The organism is Pedobacter terrae, assembly GCF_036946585.1.
In the GTDB taxonomy this organism is placed as follows: Bacteria; Bacteroidota; Bacteroidia; order Sphingobacteriales; family Sphingobacteriaceae; genus Pedobacter; species Pedobacter terrae_C.
This window is the reverse complement of sequence record NZ_JAQIIV010000001.1, coordinates 156,436-178,150: the sequence shown is the minus strand read 5'-3', so window position 1 is coordinate 178,150 and position 21,715 is coordinate 156,436. Positions and strand designations below refer to the sequence as shown.

The 21,715-nt window shown below is 38.2% G+C and carries 14 protein-coding genes; 6 read left to right on the top strand and 8 right to left on the bottom strand.

Annotated elements, in window-relative coordinates; all coding sequences use genetic code 11:
- Positions 1–119 precede the first annotated feature (119 nt).
- From PGN18_RS00845 to mutL, 4 genes are all read right to left on the bottom strand, one after another.
- Positions 120–1,202, bottom strand: coding sequence for an endonuclease/exonuclease/phosphatase family protein (locus tag PGN18_RS00845; protein ID WP_335317452.1), 1,083 nt, complete (start codon positions 1,200–1,202; stop codon positions 120–122).
- Between the two features lie 29 nt (positions 1,203–1,231).
- A complete protein-coding gene (locus PGN18_RS00840) occupies positions 1,232–2,086 on the bottom strand; it encodes a rhomboid family intramembrane serine protease (protein ID WP_335317450.1) in 855 nt (284 codons plus the stop codon).
- Positions 2,079–2,810 carry a rhomboid family intramembrane serine protease gene (locus tag PGN18_RS00835; RefSeq protein WP_335317449.1) on the bottom strand — a complete coding sequence of 244 codons (732 nt, stop codon included), beginning with the start codon at positions 2,808–2,810 and terminating at the stop codon, positions 2,079–2,081. The genes PGN18_RS00840 and PGN18_RS00835 overlap by 8 nt, the downstream gene beginning before the upstream one ends.
- A gap of 258 nt (positions 2,811–3,068) precedes the next feature.
- A complete protein-coding gene (mutL, locus tag PGN18_RS00830; RefSeq protein WP_335317448.1) occupies positions 3,069–4,904 on the bottom strand; it encodes a DNA mismatch repair endonuclease MutL in 1,836 nt (611 codons plus the stop codon).
- A gap of 488 nt (positions 4,905–5,392) precedes the next feature.
- Between mutL and PGN18_RS00825 the strand changes: the two genes are divergently transcribed.
- Together PGN18_RS00825 and PGN18_RS00820 are read left to right on the top strand one after the other, a co-directional pair.
- Positions 5,393–7,027, top strand: coding sequence for an amidohydrolase (locus PGN18_RS00825; RefSeq protein WP_335317447.1), 1,635 nt, complete (start codon positions 5,393–5,395; stop codon positions 7,025–7,027).
- On the top strand, positions 7,014–8,831 hold the full coding sequence (locus PGN18_RS00820) for a serine hydrolase domain-containing protein (RefSeq protein WP_335317446.1): 1,818 nt from the start codon (positions 7,014–7,016) through the stop codon (positions 8,829–8,831). Before PGN18_RS00825 ends, PGN18_RS00820 begins: the two co-directional genes overlap by 14 nt.
- 234 nt (positions 8,832–9,065) lie before the next feature.
- Here the strand turns inward: PGN18_RS00820 and PGN18_RS00815 are convergent, their stop codons facing one another.
- Positions 9,066–10,028: an isopenicillin N synthase family dioxygenase gene (locus tag PGN18_RS00815; RefSeq protein WP_335317444.1), complete on the bottom strand. Its 963-nt coding sequence runs from the start codon at positions 10,026–10,028 to the stop codon at positions 9,066–9,068.
- Positions 10,029–10,251: 223 nt separating this feature from the next.
- Between PGN18_RS00815 and msrA the strand changes: the two genes are divergently transcribed.
- From msrA to PGN18_RS00800, 3 genes are all read left to right on the top strand, one after another.
- Positions 10,252–10,851 (top strand): peptide-methionine (S)-S-oxide reductase MsrA, encoded by a 600-nt coding sequence (msrA, locus tag PGN18_RS00810; protein ID WP_335317442.1) that lies wholly within the window; start codon positions 10,252–10,254, stop codon positions 10,849–10,851.
- A 218-nt stretch (positions 10,852–11,069) separates the two neighbouring features.
- On the top strand, positions 11,070–11,426 hold the full coding sequence (locus PGN18_RS00805) for a VOC family protein (RefSeq protein WP_335317441.1): 357 nt from the start codon (positions 11,070–11,072) through the stop codon (positions 11,424–11,426).
- Between the two features lie 323 nt (positions 11,427–11,749).
- Positions 11,750–13,267, top strand: coding sequence for a malate:quinone oxidoreductase (locus tag PGN18_RS00800; RefSeq protein WP_335317439.1), 1,518 nt, complete (start codon positions 11,750–11,752; stop codon positions 13,265–13,267).
- A gap of 595 nt (positions 13,268–13,862) precedes the next feature.
- Here PGN18_RS00800 and ytxJ read toward each other — a convergent pair.
- The 3 genes from ytxJ to ribH all read right to left on the bottom strand — a co-directional run bounded on the left by ytxJ (position 13,863) and on the right by ribH (position 15,008).
- The gene (gene ytxJ, locus PGN18_RS00795) at positions 13,863–14,195 is read right to left on the bottom strand and encodes a bacillithiol system redox-active protein YtxJ (protein WP_335317438.1); all 333 of its coding nucleotides are present in this window, start codon (positions 14,193–14,195) and stop codon (positions 13,863–13,865) included.
- An 86-nt stretch (positions 14,196–14,281) separates the two neighbouring features.
- Positions 14,282–14,404 carry a hypothetical protein gene (locus PGN18_RS00790; protein WP_255420130.1) on the bottom strand — a complete coding sequence of 41 codons (123 nt, stop codon included), beginning with the start codon at positions 14,402–14,404 and terminating at the stop codon, positions 14,282–14,284.
- A 112-nt stretch (positions 14,405–14,516) separates the two neighbouring features.
- Positions 14,517–15,008 (bottom strand): 6,7-dimethyl-8-ribityllumazine synthase, encoded by a 492-nt coding sequence (ribH, locus tag PGN18_RS00785; protein ID WP_335317436.1) that lies wholly within the window; start codon positions 15,006–15,008, stop codon positions 14,517–14,519.
- A 161-nt stretch (positions 15,009–15,169) separates the two neighbouring features.
- On the opposite strand from ribH, the gene PGN18_RS00780 reads away from it, so the two are divergent.
- Positions 15,170–21,538, top strand: coding sequence for an alpha-2-macroglobulin family protein (locus PGN18_RS00780; RefSeq protein ID WP_335317435.1), 6,369 nt, complete (start codon positions 15,170–15,172; stop codon positions 21,536–21,538).
- Positions 21,539–21,715 lie beyond the last annotated feature (177 nt).

Sequence of the window (21,715 nt, the reverse complement as noted above, 5' to 3'; positions counted from 1 at the left end):
TTATTTTGTACAAGCCCTGCTCTCCTATACAAAAATATTTTCTATCCTAGGTCTGTGTCCTTACAGAACGAAAAAGGAATATTCAAGGATGGTCTGTGGAGATACAGACCACGCTAAGTTTACGGCACAAACCTTAAATCACTCCTAACCGGAAAATGATCAGATAACTTTGCCTGAATGATTTTGTAATTCAACACCTCAAGTTCTTTCGAAGTGGCAATATAATCAATCTGAAAATTAGGAAATTTACCATTATAAGTTTTACCGAAGCCATTTCCTTTTTTAATAAAACTATTGTTTAAACCAGCAGTAATCTGCGTAACCACGTATGAGGCTGGCGTATCGTTAAAATCGCCTGCAATAAGGTAAGGTGTTTTGCAGTTGGCCATTTCCTTTTTCATGATATCTACCTGACCGCTACGTTTCAGGAACGCACTTTTTAGCATTCTTAAGATCCGTTTAGAAGGTTGTAGTTCGGTATTCATTTCCTTAACCTTATCCAGGTATTCGTAGTCCTGCTTTTCAAAAGAAATGGATTGAAAATGTACATTGTAAATCCTCAGAGTTTTTCCTTTAATATTTAAATCGGTGTAAATACTCATGTTATTTGAAAAACCCTCAACAAAAGGAATCTTGCCAGAATTTTTAATGGGATATTTAGAAAATATGGCCAGGCCAACGGCCTCATAATCATTTTTATTGGCGGGTACAAAATAATAATATTTGGTATTCAGTAGTGCCTTTAGGCTATCTACAGTATCATATGCACCTTTGTAACGGGTAAAAAATTCTTGAAAGCAAATAATATCTGGATTTTGGTCTTTCACTACCTGAAGCATCTTTTCTTTAACCGATTCGGTATTGTCTTCGCCATACAGTTTAAAACTGTGTACATTATACGTCATCATCCTGATGCTATGATCAGCTTTTTCAGCAACACCTTCATCGCCACCAATGGCAAATGTGGCTTTTAAAGTTTTAGCACCCATTGCGATCACCAAAATGGTAGCAATGGCAAAAATCCATTTTTTGCTTAAAAACCACCAAATCAGGAAAATAATATTAGCGAACAGGACGAAAGGATAGGCAAGTCCGAAAAAAGCAATAACAGCGTGTTTTCTCGGATCCATATTTCCAGCCAGTACTCCTAAAAGTAAAGCAATTGCCAATAGAATGGCAATAGGCAAGAGGAGTTTATCCATGAAATTGTATTTACTCTTTTTCGTGGCCATTAATCTTTACTTGCCTTAAATAGTTTTTCTTTTTCCACAGCTGTTAATTTATCGTACCCTGAAGTTGAGATTTTATCTAAAATGGTATCTATTTCCTGTTGTGATACACCACCTTTAAATTCTGGTTTTTTAACAGGTTTTTCATTTCGAACTACCTTCAGTTTTGGCTTGCGTTCAAACAGTTTGCTCCAATCTCTTCCACTTTGCAAACTTTTGATAAAAGTGAAGCCTAAAAGCGCCCCACCAATATGCGCTAAACTTCCACCAGCATTTATAGAGCCTATGGCGATGAAATCCAGAATAAAATATACCATGGCAATCCATTTAATTTTAACTTCCCCGAAGAAGAGTAGCATGATGCTGTAATTGGGCACCAGTGTTGCCGTAGCGAAAATAATGGCCATGACGGCGGCCGACGCTCCAATAATGGTTACACCAGCTAATCCATCAGCATAAACTGGGAATATATTTAATGCAGCAAGGGCAAATAAGCCACCAAACAAACCGCCCGCGAGGTATACAAAATGAAACTGCCTGCTTTTTAAAAAATTCATAAATATGCTGCCGAACCAAAATAAGCCAAGCATGTTGAACAAAACGTGGAGTATCCCGTCATGAAAAAACATATAGGTGAATAGGGTATAAAAACGTTCAGGTAGTTTCGAAATACTAGCAGGTAGTCCTACATATTCTCTGACCCATAAGTTAGCATCGATGGGAATACGCCCAAAAAATACAATCAGGCCAATAATAGCTGTTACTACGAAAAGGATTACATTAATCCCAATGTAAAAGAACAGCGGGTTGCCCGATTGAAAAACCTTGTATTTTAAGTCATTGAAAGTATTATTCATAGAGTGTATAAAATGTATCGTTTTTATCTTTCCATATTTTAACCAAAATAAAGCCGATTAAGGCACCCCCCAGGTGCGCATAATGGGCAATAGAATCGCCTTCAAATTGGGCAACACCCAAAGATAATTCTACTAAAATATAAATGGGTATAATATATTTAGCTTTTACGGGAACCGGAATAAACATAATCAGTAATTCGGCATTTGGATAAAGCATACCAAAAGCAACTAACAAACCAAAAATAGCACCCGAAGCCCCAACCATACCGCCAAAATAGATACTTCGAAGGGTAACCGCCTGCGCCATTGTAAGTTGTTTGGTATTAAATTCGCCCTGAAATAATGCGGTAAGGTTTATCTTTCCGTTATTGGTTGCGCTACCTATAATCTGGTGTACCTCGTAAGCCTGCACTGCCCACTGTAAGGCTAGTGCGCCCAGTCCGGTAATAAAATAAAAAATGATAAATTTTTTGCCGCCCCATCTCGATTCGAGTATACTTCCAAAAGAATAAAGCGCAAACATGTTAAAGAAAATGTGTGCTATGCCACCATGCATAAACATGTAGCTAATGGGCTGCCATATCTGAAACTTCGGAGAATCAAAGTAATATACAGCTAACCGATCATCCAAGTGAAGTGTTGTAAGCAGGTAAGTGGCTACGAAAAATAAAATGTTAATAATCAGTAGGTTTTTTACTACTGGTGGAATATATATGTTATTCATTTAAATTTTTAAAATGGGTTAACTGGTTAATTATTTAAATCGGTTAACTGTTTTTTTATCTTCCTGGCCCTCAAAAGGGAACAGATTTACTGCATGGTATTTAATCTTCCAGTCTCAGATTTTCCGATTTTCACTGTCCATTCTAAGCTGTTGTACTCAAGCACATTGCGCTAAGTCTAACTTCCCGGCTTAAAACGCTAAATTGTATTTTAGGCTGTTAGCGCTAGTCTTCAGACCTACAACTTTCGGACCTCTGTCTCATTTCTCAAACTTTTTATCCAGCTCTGCCAGGGTAATGGTCTGGATAATCGGCTTACCACTCACGCTAAAGTTAGGCGTTTTACAGGCAAAAAGCTCATCAATTAGGCTGTTCATTTCTTCCTGTCCGAGACCAGTTCCAGCTTTTATTGCGCTGTTTTTCGCCAAGCTTCTTGCCAGACTATCGCGTTTACTCAATTTTAGCTCCTGTTGTGAATTTTTAAAGCCCTCAATCAATTGCTCAAATAACTGCGTTTCGTTAATGTTGCTGCTGCCCAGATCAACGGGAACACCCTCTACTACCAACGTATTTTTTCCAAATTCCCGTACATCGAAGCCCAAACTTTTTATATCGTCCAATAAACTTTTGGCCAGTTCAAAATCATTGGCATTAAGCGTAATGGTTTGTGGAAATAAACTTTGTTGCGACGCACCTTTCCGGTCGTCCAGATGTACGAGAAAACGCTCATAAAGGATCCGTTCATGTGCCATCTGCTGATCAATAACCATCAAGCCCGACTTGATCTGCGAAACAATGTAACGGTTATGCAATTGCATGTATTGCTTCTGCTTGGTTTCTAAAATAGTCTCGTCAGCATAAATAGATGTCTGCTCTACAACAGGTTGTTCGGTGATATCGTAAAGCGAACCCCAGTTTTTGGCGCTCGGTTTCGCATCATAATTTCTTGGCGATGTAGCGTAACCAGAACTAGACCTGCTATCATTCGCAAATGGATTAAAATCAGGATTGAAATTAATACTGGGCGGTACAATATCCTCAACTGCTTTATGCGTAATCATATTGCTAAAACCAGTTTCCTGATCAAAGTCTAAAGTTGGCGCAATATTATACCGTCCGATGGAACGTTTCACCGCCGACCTCATGATTGCGTAAATCGACTTTTCGTCAAGGTATTTAATTTCCGTTTTGGTAGGATGTACGTTTACATCGATTTTCGATGGATCAATCTCAATAAACAACACATATAATGGATAACTATCATCAGGTAATAGCTCTTCAAAAGCAGAGCTTACCGCATGGTTTAGATAAGGGTCTTTAATAAAACGGTTATTTACAAAAAAGAACTGCTCGCCCCTGGTTTTCTTTGCGAAAGCAGGTTTTCCGATGTATCCTTTCAAGTTAATAATAGTGGTTTCTTCTTCAACAGGAACCAAACGTTCGTTATAGTTGTTGCCAAAAAGATGGACGATGCGCTGTTTTAAGTTACCTTTTGGAAGATTGAAAATTTCAACTCCATCGTGGTGCAGACTAAAAAAAACACCAGGATGTGCCAATGCCACACGTTGAAATTCGTCTATGATGTGTCGCATTTCTACCGGATTGCTTTTCAGAAAGTTTCTTCTGGCGGGCGTATTAAAAAACAGGTTTTTAATCGAAATCTGCGTTCCGGGAGAGGTAGCTACCGGTTCCTGATTGGTAACCTGTGCACCTTCAATAGAAATGCAGGTGCCTATTTCATCTTCGTGCCTGCGGGTTTTCATTTCTACCTGTGCAATAGCCGCGATAGAAGCCATGGCCTCGCCACGAAAACCCATAGTACGGATAGCGAATAAATCTTCTGCCTTTTTTACTTTTGATGTAGCATGGCGTTCGAAACACATTCTTGCATCGGTAACGCTCATTCCACAGCCATTATCAATAATCTGAATCAATGCCTTGCCTGCATCTTTTATTACCAGTTGAATTTTATCTGCGCCAGCATCTATCGAATTTTCGAGTAATTCTTTGACTGCAGAAGCAGGTCGTTGAACAACTTCTCCGGCAGCAATCTGATTGGCAACAGCATCGGGCAATAAATGAATAATATCAGTCATGTATTAAGGCAAAGTGAATTCGCTAAATTATGCAAAATAAGCTTAAAGAACCCGATTTGTTTAAAACTCAACATGTAAATGACTGTAGGTAAATAGGATTGATTGCTACCTGTCATTCTGAACGCAGTGAAGAATCTTTGGAAGGAACATTTGTTATTCCTGCCTTAGCTTTGTTTTTTGAAAAGCAGGGTTCTGCACCAATCGGTCCCGGTAGCCCTGCTGTACACTGTATCTCGATAGAAAAAATCGGGATGCCGTTCCCATCAGGTTTATTTACATGGGCCTGCCGTTCTGAACTGGTAACGAATTTCTGCTGGTTTCACTGATGTTTAATCAACTTAAGCTATATTTCCGTGCTTTCAGTGTCTCCGTGGCAAACGATAATTGGGAGTAGGTCTTAGCAAGACGCTAAGACCAGGATTGAGTCGTTGTTTCTGTAAAACCGAATTTACAAATCCAAATGCGTTCTATTTTCTATCTTTATCGGTATGAAATCCGTCCTATACAGCCTTTTGCTTACTTTGCTCGTTACTTCGTGTAGCAAAAAAGAAGTGGTTGATGTAATTATTTATAATGCAACTGTTTATACAGTTAACAGTAAGTTTGAAACAGTTGAAGCTTTTGCCGTAAAAAATGGAAAAATCCTCGCGCTGGGTAAAAGTGATGAGATAAAAAGTAAATATACAGCCAAAGAAGAAATCAATGCGGAGGGCAAAGCCGTTTATCCGGGTTTTATAGATGCACATGCGCATTTTTATGGCTATGGACAAAGTTTGCAGACAGCCGATTTAAGGGAAACAAAATCGTGGGACGAAGTGCTTGCGCGTTTAACAGAGTTTTCCAAAACGCATCCTGATGGCTGGTTAATTGGTAATGGCTGGGATCAAAACGATTGGCAGGATAAAGCTTTCCCAACAAATGAAAAGTTGACAGCGCTTTTTCCCGGTCGACCGGTATTTTTAAACCGGATTGATGGACACGCCGCTATTGCTAACCAAAAAGCCTTAGATGATGCTGGTATCAAAAGTGAGCAAAAATTGATAGGTGGAGATATGCTTACCCGAAACGGAAAACTTACCGGTGTATTAATTGATAATGCTGTAGCTTTGATAGAACGTAAAATCCCAACACCAGATGCTAAGTTGGCCGAAAAAATATTTTTAGATGCACAAAAAAACTGTTTTGCTGCTGGTTTAACCACTATTGATGATTGTGGCTTGAGTTATCAGGCTGTTGAGTTTATTGAAAAGCTGCAGCAATCGAATAAATTGAAAATGAGGCTTTATGTCATGCTTTCAGATGAGCCTGAAAATTATACCTATCTTTTTAACCGTGGCCTGATTAAAACTGATCGGTTAAATGTCCGGGCATTTAAAGTTTATGCTGATGGTGCTTTAGGCTCTCGGGGCGCCTGCCTGCTACACCCTTACAGTGATATGCCCAATAAAAGCGGGTTTCTATTAAGCGACCGGAAACATTTTGAAGAAGTAGCCGTAAAAATAGCGGCCCATAATTTCCAGATGTGTACCCATGCCATTGGCGATTCGGCGAATCGGGTAATCCTCAATATCTATAATAAAATATTAAAGGGTAAAAATGATAAACGCTGGCGCATTGAACATGCACAGGTGGTGAATGCCAGCGATTTTGATCTATTTGGACGTGCAAGTATTGTTCCATCCGTTCAGCCTACACACGCCACTTCTGATATGTACTGGGCCGGGAAGCGTTTAGGGGCGGAAAGGCTAAAAAGTGCATATGCCTACAAACAATTGCTAAAACAAAATGGTTGGATTCCCTTAGGTACAGATTTTCCTGTGGAAAACATTAATCCATTATTAACGTTTTATGCAGCAACGGTGAGAGCAGATGCAACAGGTTTTCCAAAAGGAGGTTTCCAAATAGAAAATGCATTAACACGTGAAGAAGCCTTGCGCGGAATGACGATATGGGCAGCACAATCCAATTTTGAGGAGCACGAAAAGGGTAGTCTCGAGAAAGGTAAATTAGCCGATTTTGTAATGCTCGACCATGATATTTTAAAATCAACACCACAAAACATTTTAAAAACCAAAGTTTTAAAAACCTATCTGAACGGAGAAAAAGTATATGAAGCGAAATAGATTGTGTATTATAGCTGTAGCATTTTGCTGCAATGTTTTATGTTTAACAGCTTGCGCACAAGATCATACAGCGAATGAAAAAAAACTGGCTATTGCCAATGCAATTGCCAACACAACAGTATTGTTAAACAATCAGGATGGGATTATCCCTCTAAAATCATTGGAGAAAAAAAATATTGCCTCGGTTAGTCTTGGCTTTGCCTATAGTACCGTTTTCGATAGTTTAGCCAATAAATACGACAAAATCACCTCATTTTCTACTAACTCTTATAAAGATAGCCTGAATTTGAACGATTTAGAAGATGACCTTAAATATTTCAACACCATTTTAATTGCTATTGATGTTCAGAATGTAAACAAGATCAGCTATATCAACTTTATTAATAGTATCAGTAAAAATAAACAGGTGATTATTTCATTTTTTGGTAACGGACCTGGTTTAAAATCATTTGATCAACTTAAATCACCAATTGTATGGACCAGTCAAAACAATGCGGATGCTGCGGCCATTGTACCTCAATATATTTTTGGAGGTATGGCTGCTGTAAATAAGTTAAGCACGGCTTATTCTGCCCGTTATACCATGGGTGCTGGTTTTACCACAACTGTAACGCGCTTAAAATATACCGTGCCCGAAGATGCAGGTGTAAATGCGAATAACTTGAAAGAAATTGATGCCATTGCTGCAGAAGCCATAGCGCAGAGAGCTACCCCCGGACTGGTAGTTTTGGTAGCTAAAGATGGTAAAGTGATTTTTAATAAAGCTTATGGCACCCATACCTATGATACCAATGTGCAAGATAAAGTAACCGATATTTTTGATCTCGCATCCGTAACCAAAATAACAGCAACTACACCAGCTGTAATGCGTTTATTTGAAGAAGGAAAACTGAAACTGGATACCAATATCGGCGCTTACATTCCGAAAGCTCGTACTACACCCATGAATAATATTCAGGTACGAGAGGTGATGTTGCACCAGGCGGGTTTTATCCCTTATATTCCTTTTCATGATTACGTGAAAACAGGCGATTATAGCAGAGATTCATCCGCAGCCTATCCAACTAAAGTAGCCGATAACTATTATATCAAAAAAGGTTTTTTCAAAGATTTTATGTGGCCTAAAATGCTCAATTCGCCGATTAAAACACGTGGTAAATATGTGTATAGCGATATCAGTATGTATGTAATGAAAGATATTGTAGAGCATATCAGCGAAGAGCCTTTAAATCAATATACTTATGAAAATTTTTACAAACCATTAGGTATGCAAACGGCTGGTTTTTTGCCGAGAAACCGTTTTAAACCAGAGCAGATTATTCCAACTGAAGATGATAAATATTTTAGAAAGACTTTACTTGTAGGCTATGTTCACGATCAGGGGGCGGCTTTAGCAGGTGGAGTTTCAGGACATGCCGGTTTGTTTGCCAGTGCCAACGATCTGGCCATTATTTATCAGATGCTGTTAAACCGCGGCACCTATGGTGGGGTGGAGTATTTTAAAAATGCAACGGTAGATTTATTTACCTCAAAACAATCAAATGTGAGCCGAAGGGGTTTAGGTTTTGATCGATGGGACCCAGATAGTACTAAACATTATCCGTCAGATCTGGCTTCGCCACAAACCTATGGCCATACCGGATATACCGGAACCTGTGTTTGGGTAGATCCATCACGGGGTTTGGTTTATGTATTTCTTTCAAACCGTGTTAACCCTACAGTTACCGATAAACTTTCCAATTTAAAAATTAGGGGTAGAATTCAGGATGTAGTCAATAAGGCTATTGATGAGTCTAAGAAATAATGCTGGATTATTATTCAGGATTGTCAACTTTAATAACCATGTGGCTATTAAAGTTGACAACTCTATTAGTTAAAATTATGCTCTTAACTGTATCACGGTTTTAAGTGCTTGGTTGCCTCAATATTACTAGATATTTTAAAATGCGAAAAAGCACCGGTTTTGGCCGATGCTTTTTGTTTTTTTAATAGATTACCACGTCTTGATGAAGAACCGAGTCTCGCAATGATGATCTTTTTATTTCTTCAATCCTATTTCCCTTAATCTTTCGTCCAGATATTCGCCAGCGGTCATATCACTATAAACTTTAGGATGTTCTGCGTCAATGGTTGATGGCAAACTGGTTAAATCCATATCGCTGCGCGGATGTAGGAAGAAAGGAACAGAGTAACGTGAAGTTTTCATTAACTCACGAGGTGGGTTCACTACTCTATGCGTTGTCGATTTTAATTTGTTATTGGTTAAACGCTGTAACATATCGCCCACATTTACCACAATATCGGTGTGATGTGCTTTTATTGGCAACCATTCGTTGCTTCGGGTTAACACTTCAAGACCATCTGCACTGGCACCAATCAACAAAGTGATCAGATTGATGTCTTCGTGTGCGCCTGCACGTACCGCGTCGTCAGGAATAGTCTCCGGATTTTCGATCGGGAAGTAATGGATACCTCTCAAAATCGAATTTCCATTATGGACGTGTTTATCAAAATAATTAATCGGCAATTCTAAATAGGTAGCAATGGCACGCAATAAATGCGTTCCGTTTTCTTCCAGTTTTTTATAGATTTCTCCCGTTACCTTATTAAATTCAGGTAATTCCGCTAAAACTTCGTTGTCAGGATATTCATTTTTAACCGGATCACCATCGGTAACCTCCTGACCAATCTGCCAAAATTCTTTTAAGTCCGGTGTTTTGGCACCTTTAGCGGTTTCTTTACCTGCACTGGTATAGCCACGCTGACCTGCCAATTCCGGTTTTTCATATTTCCTTTTGATTTCAACGGGTAAGGAAAAGGCGGCTTTAATGTTTTCGTAAAGTTTATCAATTAATTCCTGGCTCAAACCATGGTTGGTAATGGTAACAAAACCAGAATCGTTAAAAGCCCTGCCCAGTTCATCAGAAAACTTTTTTCGCTCTTCCTCAGAACCATTGATGTAGGAACCTAAATCTAAACAAGGGATATACGGTGTAGACATAATTTTATATTTAAAATGTTATACGAATTTAAAAAGAATTGTTAATAAGTGTGTTTGACTGGTAAAATGTCGAATTAAAATACTGTAGGTTAATAGTTTAAGTTGTTAACATTAACAATTAAATCAATAATTTGTTGTGATTGTCATACAAAACCCATTATTGAACTAGCACAAACCACATCCTTTTATTTTGCGTATAATTATGTATAAAATGAAAACACACATGAAAAGAATAATTTTGATCCTACTTGCCGTATTGGCATTAAATCAGGCCAACGCACAAGGGAAAAAGACAGAGAAAGCCACCTTTGGTATGGGCTGTTTTTGGTGTACGGAGGCCATATTTCAAAGATTAAAAGGTGTAATTTCAGTTAAATCGGGTTATGAAGGTGGTACGTTGAGCAATCCAACTTACGAAGAAGTGTGTACGGGGGCTACCGGGCATGCCGAGGTCTTGGAAATTACCTACAATCCAATGGTGATTTCTTACGATGAGTTATTAGAAGTTTTTTGGAAAAGCCACGATCCAACTACGTTAAACCGTCAGGGCGCAGATAGCGGTACACAATATCGTTCCGTAATTTTTTATCATTCGGCAGAGCAAAAGGCATTAGCTGAAAAGTACAAGGCCGAGTTGAACAAAACCAATGCTTATGGCAAGAAAGTAGTCACCGCGATAGAAGCGGCAAAGCCTTTTTATGTGGCTGAAAATTATCACCAGAATTATTTCAATAAAAATGGGAGTGAGCCGTATTGTAGGTTGGTCATCCTTCCAAAAATACAGAAGCTGGAAAAAGTATTTAAAGCGAAGCTTAAAAATTAATTCGGAAATACAATTATCCCCAATTGAATTTTCTGTCATGTTGAGCCTCTCGAAGTTTAAGGAAAATAGTTGAAGTGCTACCCACATTTAAGGTAGATCCTTCGGCGGCAATCATTGACGTGCTGTTATAATTGATTTTAATGAACGGCTTATGAGATTATGCTTTTATTTCCAGCTAAGCCATACCACCGTATATCAGTTCTATAAACATTATTCCTATGGTAAAAAGAATTGTGCTTAATATTGACACTCCAAAATTTGCTGTTGCGGCCAGTTTCTATAGCGAAATTTTAGGACTTGATTTGATCATGGACCATGGTTGGATTGCAACCTATGGAACTATTGATCAAAAAATGGATGTGCAGATCAGTTTTGCCTCGCAAGGTGGATCAGGCACGCCAACCCCAGATATATCCATCGAGGTGGACGATGTTGATGGTGTGCTTGAACAGGTTATGGCGGCTGGATTTCCTATAGAATATGGCCCTGCTAACGAACCATGGGGCGTTAGGCGATTTTATACACGAGATCCATTTGGCAAATTAATTAATATTTTAAGTCATATTGAAGTTTAATTATTTCCAGAAGCTCCATAAAAACACCTTCAGCTAAAATTCCATAATTGTCGAAATTGAATTCCTCTCTTTGAATTTCAAATTATAAATATTTCGATCAGATGATTGGTGTGGATAGCAATTTAATAACCAGCTTTTCATGGCAAGCTAGCATCGTTTTTCGTTTTTAATTAATCAAAGTATTTTTTGGATTAAAATTTGATTAGAAGTTATGAACAGAAAGAAAAATATTTCTAATTTTTCGGCAATTTTTTAAGATTTAATGTTGTAAAATTCGTGGTATGTTTAAAATCATTCTAAATTTGTAACTCCTTTAAGCTAAGATGACAAAAAAGAAAAAGACAGTTGGCAAAACTGACGCTGATGTAATTTTGATAGGGGCTGGCATCATGAGTGCAACCCTAGGTGTTTTATTAAAACAATTAGAGCCGAATTTAAGCATAGAAATTTACGAACGTTTAGATATTGCGGCAGCAGAAAGTTCTGATGCATGGAATAATGCTGGTACAGGACATTCGGCTTTTTGTGAATTAAATTACACGCCTGAAAAAAAAGATGGTTCTATCGAAATAAAAAAAGCGGTTCAAATTGCAGAACATTTTGAGGTTTCCAAGCAATTTTGGTCATATTTAGTGAGTAAGGGGTTGGTTTCTGATCCCGGCAATTTTATCCGCAATATTCCCCATATGAGTTTTGTTTGGGGTAAAAAGAACGTAGAATATCTTAAAAAACGCTACGATGCCTTAACGCAATGCGATCTGTTTAGCGACATGCAGTATACAGAAGATGCTGAACAAGTAAAAACCTGGGCGCCATTGATTATGGATGGCCGTAAAAAAGGCGAAAAAATTGCCGCTACAAAAATGGATCTGGGTACTGATGTTAACTTTGGTACCTTAACCCGCGATATGTTTAACCACCTGAAGGAAGAAAGCAATGTTAATCTGTTTTTTAATCACGAAATCCGCGACCTCAAGAAGAATAAAGATGGGAATTGGGTTGTAAAGGTTAAAGATTTAGAAAGCGGCGACAAACGCAAACGTGTAGCCAAATTTGTATTTATCGGTGCCGGCGGCGGATCGTTACCATTATTGGAAAAGTCTGATATTCCAGAAGGAAAGGGATTTGGCGGTTTCCCTGTTAGTGGACAGTGGCTAAAATGTACCAACGAAGAAATTATTAAAAAACACCATGCCAAAGTTTATGGTAAAGCTGCGGTTGGCGCGCCGCCTATGTCGGTACCGCACCTGGATACGCGAATGATCAATGGTAAACAGGCGTTGTTGTTTGGACCTTATGCCGGTTTTTCAACTAAATTCCTCAAAAACGGATCATTTTTAGACTTACCAAAATCAATAAAATTTAACAATATCCGACCAATGATTTCGGCAGGTTTACATAATCTTGATTTAACAAAATATTTGATTGAACAGGTTAGGCAGTCGCCTGAAGATAGGTTAGAGGCACTTAAAGAATATTTGCCAACTGCCCAATTAAAAGATTGGGAGCTTGAATATGCTGGTCAGCGCGTTCAGGTAATTAAAAAGGATGAAAAAAAGGGTGGAATTTTAGAATTTGGTACAGAAGTAGTTAGTGCTGCCGACGGTTCTATTGCGGCGTTATTGGGCGCATCACCTGGCGCTTCAACAGCTGTTTCGATCATGCTGGACTTACTAAACCGTTGTTTTGCTGATGACCTGGCTACTGATGAGTGGCAGGCAAAAATCAAAGAGATGATTCCTACCTATGGAAAAGTACTTGCTCAGGATCCTGAATTGTGCAAGCAGACCAGAAAGAGAACATCGGAGGTGTTGAAAATAGAAAATACAATAGTCGCTTAGGTAACAAATAAAATATTATTAAGGTCTCGGTATAAATCGGGACCTTTTTTTTCCCGAGCATATCTGTTTGTAGAATTAAGCGTAACATCTCTACGAATTGGCAAATGATATTGAGGTTTTAAATCAATGATTAGAAACTAATCGGAGATTCTATTTTCTGCTAAAATCTGTAATGCACTTTATAGCTTAATTGATAGGTTTCATCTTTCACGAAACGTTCCTACGGAACAACACAAATAATAAAACATTATTTGTGTCTACCTATGAATGGTCACTTTAGGACGGCACACGTAACGGTATGTCTGTTGTGTAGATATTTGTTATACGTCCCATCTCGGAACCTATCATAGGTAATATAAACCAGTAGGTGTTTTTCGTTCCGTAGTAACGTTTGATGTTTTTTCTGGACAGGTCTTACGGTAATAAACCTGATGGGAACGGCAGCTTCCGATTTTTTCAATCGGAACTATAGTGTACAGCAGGACTGATGTAACCGATAAAAAACAGACATTGCTTTTCTAAAATAAAGCACTAACCCCAAAAAAAAAGGTATCCAATTGCATGGATACCTTTTATCTGAAATCTTTTTTTATCGTTAAGCCGCGATCACTTCTGCAACTTCATCTGCCGAGATATCGCTATGCGATGCTTCTAATACACAATCACCATTTTTTATCAATAAAATTTGAGGGGATTGGTGCGCTACCTGAAATACTTCTGCAATCTGGTTGGAAATATCACGATAGCTGATTAAATCTAAAAAGTAAAGTTTTGTTTCTGACGGAATAACATCCCAATCAAATTCGAAATTCTTTTTAGCCATTAAGCTGATTGAACAACGTGTACTGTGTTTAAAAATAAGACTAAAACCGTTTGCACTCTTGATCTCATCAAGCTGCTCCATTGAAGTTAAGTTAACCCAAGTCATGATATTGATATATGATTTACAGAATAACAATTGCAGTTAAATAAAGTTCTGCAAATAACCTGAAATGAAATTAGGAATGAATTAGATTAGTTTCTTCTGCGCTTTCCTTCAGGATAAGATCCGTAAGCCGGGCAAAGCTTAGAAGAACAAGACTCTAAAATGGTAATGGTGCAGAACACCGCCAATAATAAAATGGCTACTTTTTTCATCTGTTTAAATTTATTTCAATGGTGGTGGAGCTGTCATAAAATGGTTATGATGTTCCACCCGATCAGATAATTATTAAACCGCTAAGGTACAAATAATTATTAAAACGCAAGTTTAAATTTGCGCAGAAAAATCAGCCATTTTTATTGCTGTAATCGCAGCTTCATCGCCTTTATTACCATGTTTGCCACCTGCCCGATCTTGGGCTTGCTCCAGGTTATTGGTAGTCAAAACCCCGAAGACAACCGGTTTGCTGTATTTGATGCCAACATTGGTTATCCCTTGCGCTACAGCATCACAAATAAAATCGAAATGTTTTGTGTCGCCCTGAATTACGCAGCCTAGGCAGATCACGGCATCTATATCATTTCTTTTGCTCAATAAAATTTCCGCGCCACTTGTTAATTCGAAACTTCCTGGTACGGGTAAAGAAATAATATTCTCTTCGGCAACGCCATTTGCCAGCAGGGTTTTTAATGCACCATTGTATAATGCGCCGGTAATTTCGGCATTCCATTCGGCTACAATAATCCCGAATTTATAGTTTGCACCGTTGGGAACTGTGGTGTGAGAGAAATCAGATAGATTTTTTAATTGTGTTGACATAGGGCAAAGATAATGTTATGCTTTGAATGTTAAAAACGTTAATGTTTACGGTTTGCCACATTTAATCAGGTTATGTTTATAATAGTATTAAAATCAAATAAAATTTTTCAGGTTATGGAATTTTGATTTTTACCCATCTATATTAAAACGCCATTCAGCTTATGAACATATCATTACGTATCTCTGCTTTACTTCTTTTTACTTTTTTGTTTTCCTTTGATGTTGTTGCACAGCATACATATACGCTGGAGGATTTCTATAAGGTAGATTCTATTGCCAACCAGGCCAAACCAAAAGACGCGCTTGCATTAATTAAAAAAATAAATGAGCAGGCGCGTCAAACGCACAATATTCCCTTGCTCATTAAATCGGTTATTTACCGCATGATGTTTCAAAGTTACCTGGAAGAAAACGCCTTTGATCAGATTTTGGCCGATTTACGCAAAGATATCAAAACCGCCAAACAGCCTGAGAAAAGTATTTTACAATCACTTTTAGCTGAAACTTATTGGAATTACCTGCAACAGAACCGCTGGCAGATTAACCAACGTACACAAGTACAGGGCGATATTGGAGATGATATTAAAACCTGGAACATCAAAAAACTAAATGATGAAACCGTAAATTATTACTTGTTATCATTAAAAGAGCATCAGATTTTGCAACAGATAAAAGTGGACACATTAGATGCGGTTTTGGCTGGAGATAAAATATACAGAAGTTTTAGGCCTACGTTATATGATTTGCTGGCCCACCGCGCCATCGATGTTTTGAGTAATACTCAGATAGGCCTAACCCAATATGAAGATCAATTAATTGATATGGGCAATGTTGATTGGTTTGGAGACAGAAAGACATTTTTAAACATTACAATACCAATTGATAGTACTTCGTTTAAAACGCAGGCGCTGCAGCTGTTTCAAAATCTGATCAGATTCCATCAGAACGACGGCAATTCTTCAGCACTGGCAGATGTGGATTTAAAACGGCTAAAATTTGTTCAACGATATTTTACAGGCGATAGTCAGGAATTATACTATAATGCTTTGAGCCAGTTGGCTGACGAAAGTACACAAAGTGAAGTTTTTGCTGATGTCTTGTACGAACAGGTCCTGATGCATAAAAATGGACAATTGCCCGTTGATACCAATAAACAAAACATGATCGAGGCAGTTGCTTTGGCCGAAAATGCGATAAACGCCTACCCAAAAAGCATTGGAGCACAGAATGCCGGTAATTTAATTGCAGAGATCAAAAGCAGTAGTTTAACAATTAAAGTAAAAGAATTTATACTGCCTGATCAACCTGGCCAATTATATCTATCTTACAAAAATACCGATACCGTACAGTTGAGTTTGTACCATTCGCCCGATTTTAAAAATGGTTATGAACAATTCATTAACAGGGCCGATTTTTTAACTTTTCTTAAAAAGAATAAAATAATTAAGCAATGGCTAGTTACTGTTCCTAAAACCAACGATTATCAAACCCACAGTTTAGTTGATAAAATTGAGGCATTGCCTTTTGGCAGTTATACTTTAATTGCACAAACCATCAACCGGAAGCAGAACGATACCGTTTACAGCAACATTAATTTTAAGGTCACGGCAATGGCGGTGATCAACAGGCGCAATATCGAAAAACACGAATATTTTGTGAGTCAGTTGAATAATGGTGCACCTTTAAAAAATGTGAAGATCCAGCAACGGAGATATGATTACAGTACCCGAAAGTTTATTAATGGTGCTTTAATGACAACCAATGATAAAGGTTACGCCAGTACGTTCGATACGGACAAAAACATGTCTCAGGCAATAATTACGTGCGGAAAAGATGAATTGAAATTAAACATCAACAATTATAATGGCTACCGGGATGACAAAGATGAAGAAGAGGAAAAGGTAATTCTTTTTACCGACAGGCCGATCTATCGTCCGGGACAAACCATTTATTATAAAGGATTGTGTCTGAATATTCTGAACGGAAAAAATAAAATCGCAGCAAATATGGCTGTTAATGTTTCCTTTAATAATGCCAATGGAAAAGAGATCAGCACAACTAAGCTGATAAGTAATGATTACGGCACGTTTCAAGGCACTTTTACCATTCCGATGGGCATTTTAAATGGTGAAATGGAAATCGAAACCGAGCATGGTCGCATTGCTGTGCAGGTTGAAGAATATAAGCGACCTACTTTTGAAGTGGTTTTTGATAAACCCAACAAACATTATAAACTGAATGATAGCATCAAAGTAGCTGGTAAGGCCAGTTCTTTTTCGGGCTATTCGGTAAGCAATGCTAAGGTAACGTATCAGGTTTTCAGAAATCTGATGTATGATTATAGGCTTGGCTATGGGCAACCAGGCGCTGTATATGGTTCAAGGATTAATGTGGGAAGAAAACAGGTAGCTATTGGTCAAACAAATACTAAGGCAGATGGTAAATTTGAGATTATCTTTTTTGCCAAGGCTATAGATACCAATAAAAACTATGTTTATGAAATTGTGGCAGATATTACAGATTTGAATGGAGAAACCCGCTCTAAGACGATCGACTTAACTGTAGGAAAAAAAGACATTATACTTAATGTCAGCACAGAGCAGGTTGTGTATTTAAGTAAAAAAGCAGATAGTATCTCCTTTTCAGTTACCAATTTAAATCATGAGGCCATGAAGGCTGATGTGCAAGCAGAATGGAGTTTATTGCAGGCACCATCCAGGTTGATGAATAAAAGTCCTTTTTATGCGGAAAACTATGCCATGAGCAAGGGAGACTTTATTAAATACTTCCCTGATGACGACTATAATAATGAACTTGAAGTGGTCAATTGGCCGGTAAAATCAGTCGAATTTAAACAGCGACTAAGTTCCAAAAATGGACGTGGAAATTTGAGCTTCAGCAAGAAAGACCTGAAGCCTGGTTATTATAAAATCAGTCTAACAGCCGTAAACGAACAAAATGATACGGTTAAAATAGATAAGTATCTGGTGGTTTATCATGAAGTGCCAGCAGTAATACAATCAAACGCCGAATGGATTACACCAGAAGTGACGGTGATTAAACCGAAAGAAAGTGCCATATTCCGCTTGGCAGGTTTGGCAGAAAACAGTAGGGCTTATTATGAGGTCTACTATCGCGATAGTATAGCCGAAAAGGTTTGGATCAATTTATCTCCAAAACAGACCGTTGTTAAAATACAACCAAAAGCTAATAATGAAGATGATTTTGCCATACAATTTACCATGGTACATCAAGGAATTATTTACAACTCCATGCAGCAGGTTAAAATTGTAAATCCGCAGAAAGAACTGGACATCCGTTTTTTAACCTTTCGTAATAAACTGCAGCCTGGTGAAAAGGAAAGTTGGAAGCTGCAGATCAGTAATCATAAGGGAGAAAAAGAAATGGCCGAAATGGTAGCCACACTTTACGATGCAAGTTTGGACGACCTTAAGCAAATGGACTGGAATACGAATCTCCAGCAGAGTTTTAACTATGGTTTTTATAACTGGAATTTTAATGTAAATAATGTTGCTAACCCAGGTTATCTATGGTTTTTAAGACAGGGTAGGGATTATGGCGTGATTACCCGTGGCTACGAGAATCTTAATCTGTTTGGTTATAACTACTATGGAGGATACAATTCTGGTTACCGGAACTACATCAGCAATTTGCAAAGGGCTAAACGAAAAGGCTTATCTCCGGAAGCGGTAAAAAAACTAGCAGCGTTAGAAAACGGTAAATTAATTTATGGGGTGGTGTTTGATCATCAGGGCGAAATACTGCCGGGCGTACAGGTTAGTGTAGGTAAAAAGGTAGCCGCCACCAATGTTTTTGGTATTTATACCATCGATGGCGAAGCTGGGGAAACACTTCATTTTTCTTATATCGGCTATAAACATTATTCCATAAAAATTGGCAATAAAAAACGGGTTGATGTAACGTTGAAACCCGATGGTACTGCTTTAAACGAAGTTGTTGTGGCGGGTTATGGTACGCAAAAAAAGGCAGCTATGACTGGTGCAGTTGTACAGGTTAGGGGAGTGTCAACTTTGCAAGGGAAAGCTGCTGGATTAAGCGTTGAACCACCTACCATTGAAAGATTAAAAAGTGCCGCTCCAGGAGAGGGAGTAAATGATAAACTTACGGATCCGACATTGCGTCAAGAAGTAGAGTCGCTCAAATATCTAAAAACAAATATTACAGCCCGTACTAATTTTAATGAACTTGCATTTTTCTACCCGCAGTTATTAACTGATGCCAAAGGTGAGATCAAGATCGAATTTACCATACCGCAAAGTTTAACCCGCTATAAAATGATGGGTTTTGCGCACACCAAAGATTTAAAAATAGCCACCATTACCAATGAGCTGGTTACGCAAAAACAATTGGCCATAACTGTAAATGCACCACGTTTTTTTCGCGAGGGCGATACCATTTTATTAAGTGCCAAATTGAATAACTTAGCCGCTAAAAAACTTGCGGGTAACGCCAGTTTAGCACTTACGAATGCTTTAACTGGAAAACAGATCCAGATTTTTGCGACAAATGAAAAATCAGAAAAAACTTTTGAAGTGGACAATGAGGGAAATTCGGTTTTAAAATGGACATTGATTATCCCTTCAGGCGTTAATGCCATTACCTATAAAGTTATAGCCGAAAGCGGCAGGTTTAGCGATGGCGAGGAAAACACCGTTCCGGTTTTGTCTAATGCCATGTTGGTTACCGAAAGTATGCCGATAAATGTGCGTGGTAATACCAGCAAAACATTCGATTTTGAGAAACTGGAGAAATCGGGGACCTCTAAAACCTTAAGAAACGAAAGTTTAACTTTCGAATTTACTTCCAATCCGGTTTGGTATGCAGTGCAGGCTTTACCTTATTTAATGGAATATCCTTATGAATGTGCAGAGCAAACTTTTAGCCGCTTTTATGCCAATAGTTTTGCAACAGGAATCATCAATTCGTCGCCAAAAATTAAAACTGTTTTTGAGCAATGGAAAAATACCAATAATGGCGAAGCGTTGTTATCTAACCTGGAGAAAAACCAGGAATTGAAATCGATTTTATTAGAAGAAACGCCCTGGGTGCGCAATGCCGATAACGAAACCGAACGTAAAAAGCGTTTGGCAGTGCTTTTCGATTTAAACAGAATGACTCACGAACTGAAAACCAATTTCGAAAAGCTGGAAAAAATGCAGTTTAACAATGGGGCTTTTCCCTGGTTTAATGGGATGCAGGAAGACCGTTATATTACCCAGCACATCGTTTTGGGTATGGGCCAGTTAAAAAAATTAAAACTGATTGATGAGAAAGATTATCCAAATTTTAATGCCATGCTCAACAAGGCCATTATTTATTTAGATCAAAAATTTATTAACGATTATAAAAAAGAGCTGACAGATAAACGTTTTGCCTATTTGCCATTACACTATCTGTTTGCCAGAAGTTACACGAACCAAAAAAATACAACAGCAGATTTTACAAAGGCTAAAGATTTTTACGTCAAAAAATTAGTCGCTGAATGGAAAACCTTTGGTCAATACCAACTGGCACAGGCAGCTTTGGTTTTAAATCGAAATGGCAATCATGTGGAGGCTGAAAAAATCATTACGCTGTTAAGGCAAACCGCACAACAAAATGATGAACTGGGGATGTACTGGACTACCAATAAAACGGGCTGGTGGTGGTATCAAAGTCCGGTTGAAACGCAGGCTTTATTGATAGAGGCTTTTGATGAAGTAGCCAACGATACCAAAGCGGTAGAAGAAATGAAAATTTGGTTGCTTAAAAATAAACAAACCAACGATTGGAAAACCACGAAAGCTACTACAGCTGCCTGTTATGCCCTGTTAATGAAAGGTACTGATTTACTAGCCCAAAATAATGAGCCGGAAATCACCATTGGCGGTCAGAAATTGGCTGAACTGCAACAACGCAATGCTGCAAAAGAGGCTGGAACCGGTTATCAGAAAGTAAGCATTGCCGGTGCGAACGTTAAACCTGAAATGGGTAGAGTTGAAGTTAAAAACAATAATCAGATCATAGCCTGGGGCGCACTATACTGGCAATATTTTGAGCAACTGGATAAAATAACTTCAACCAACACAGGTGTTAAAATTAAAAAGCAATTGTTTAGTCAAAAAACGAGTGAAAAGGGTGATGTCCTGACGCCAATAACGGCAATAAATGTTTTAATGCCGGGTGATTTGTTAAAGGTGCGCATAGAAATATATTGCGACCGGGACATGGAGTATATTCATTTGAAAGATATACGTTCATCAGGTTTTGAACCTTTAAATGTAATCTCCGGCTATAAATATCAAGATGGTTTAGGTTATTACGAAAGTACAAAAGATGCATCAACCAATTTTTTCATCAGTTACCTGCCGAAAGGAACATATGTGTTCGAATATCCTTTAAGGGTTACCCATTCAGGTAATTTTTCGAATGGGATTACCAGTTTACAAAGTATGTATGCACCAGAATTTACTACGCATTCGGCAGGAATTCGAGTAAGTGTAAAATAATAAATCGATGAAATGGAAATAAATATCGTCATTGCGAGAAGGCTTTTCAGCCGACGAAGCCTGCCAGCAACAGGCTGGCAATCTTTATACTAAGGACCATTTGATAATATCCCTTGAGAAATCGTCATTCCCAACTCGATTAGGAATCTTAATGCACTACTTATGATGCAGTCTCGT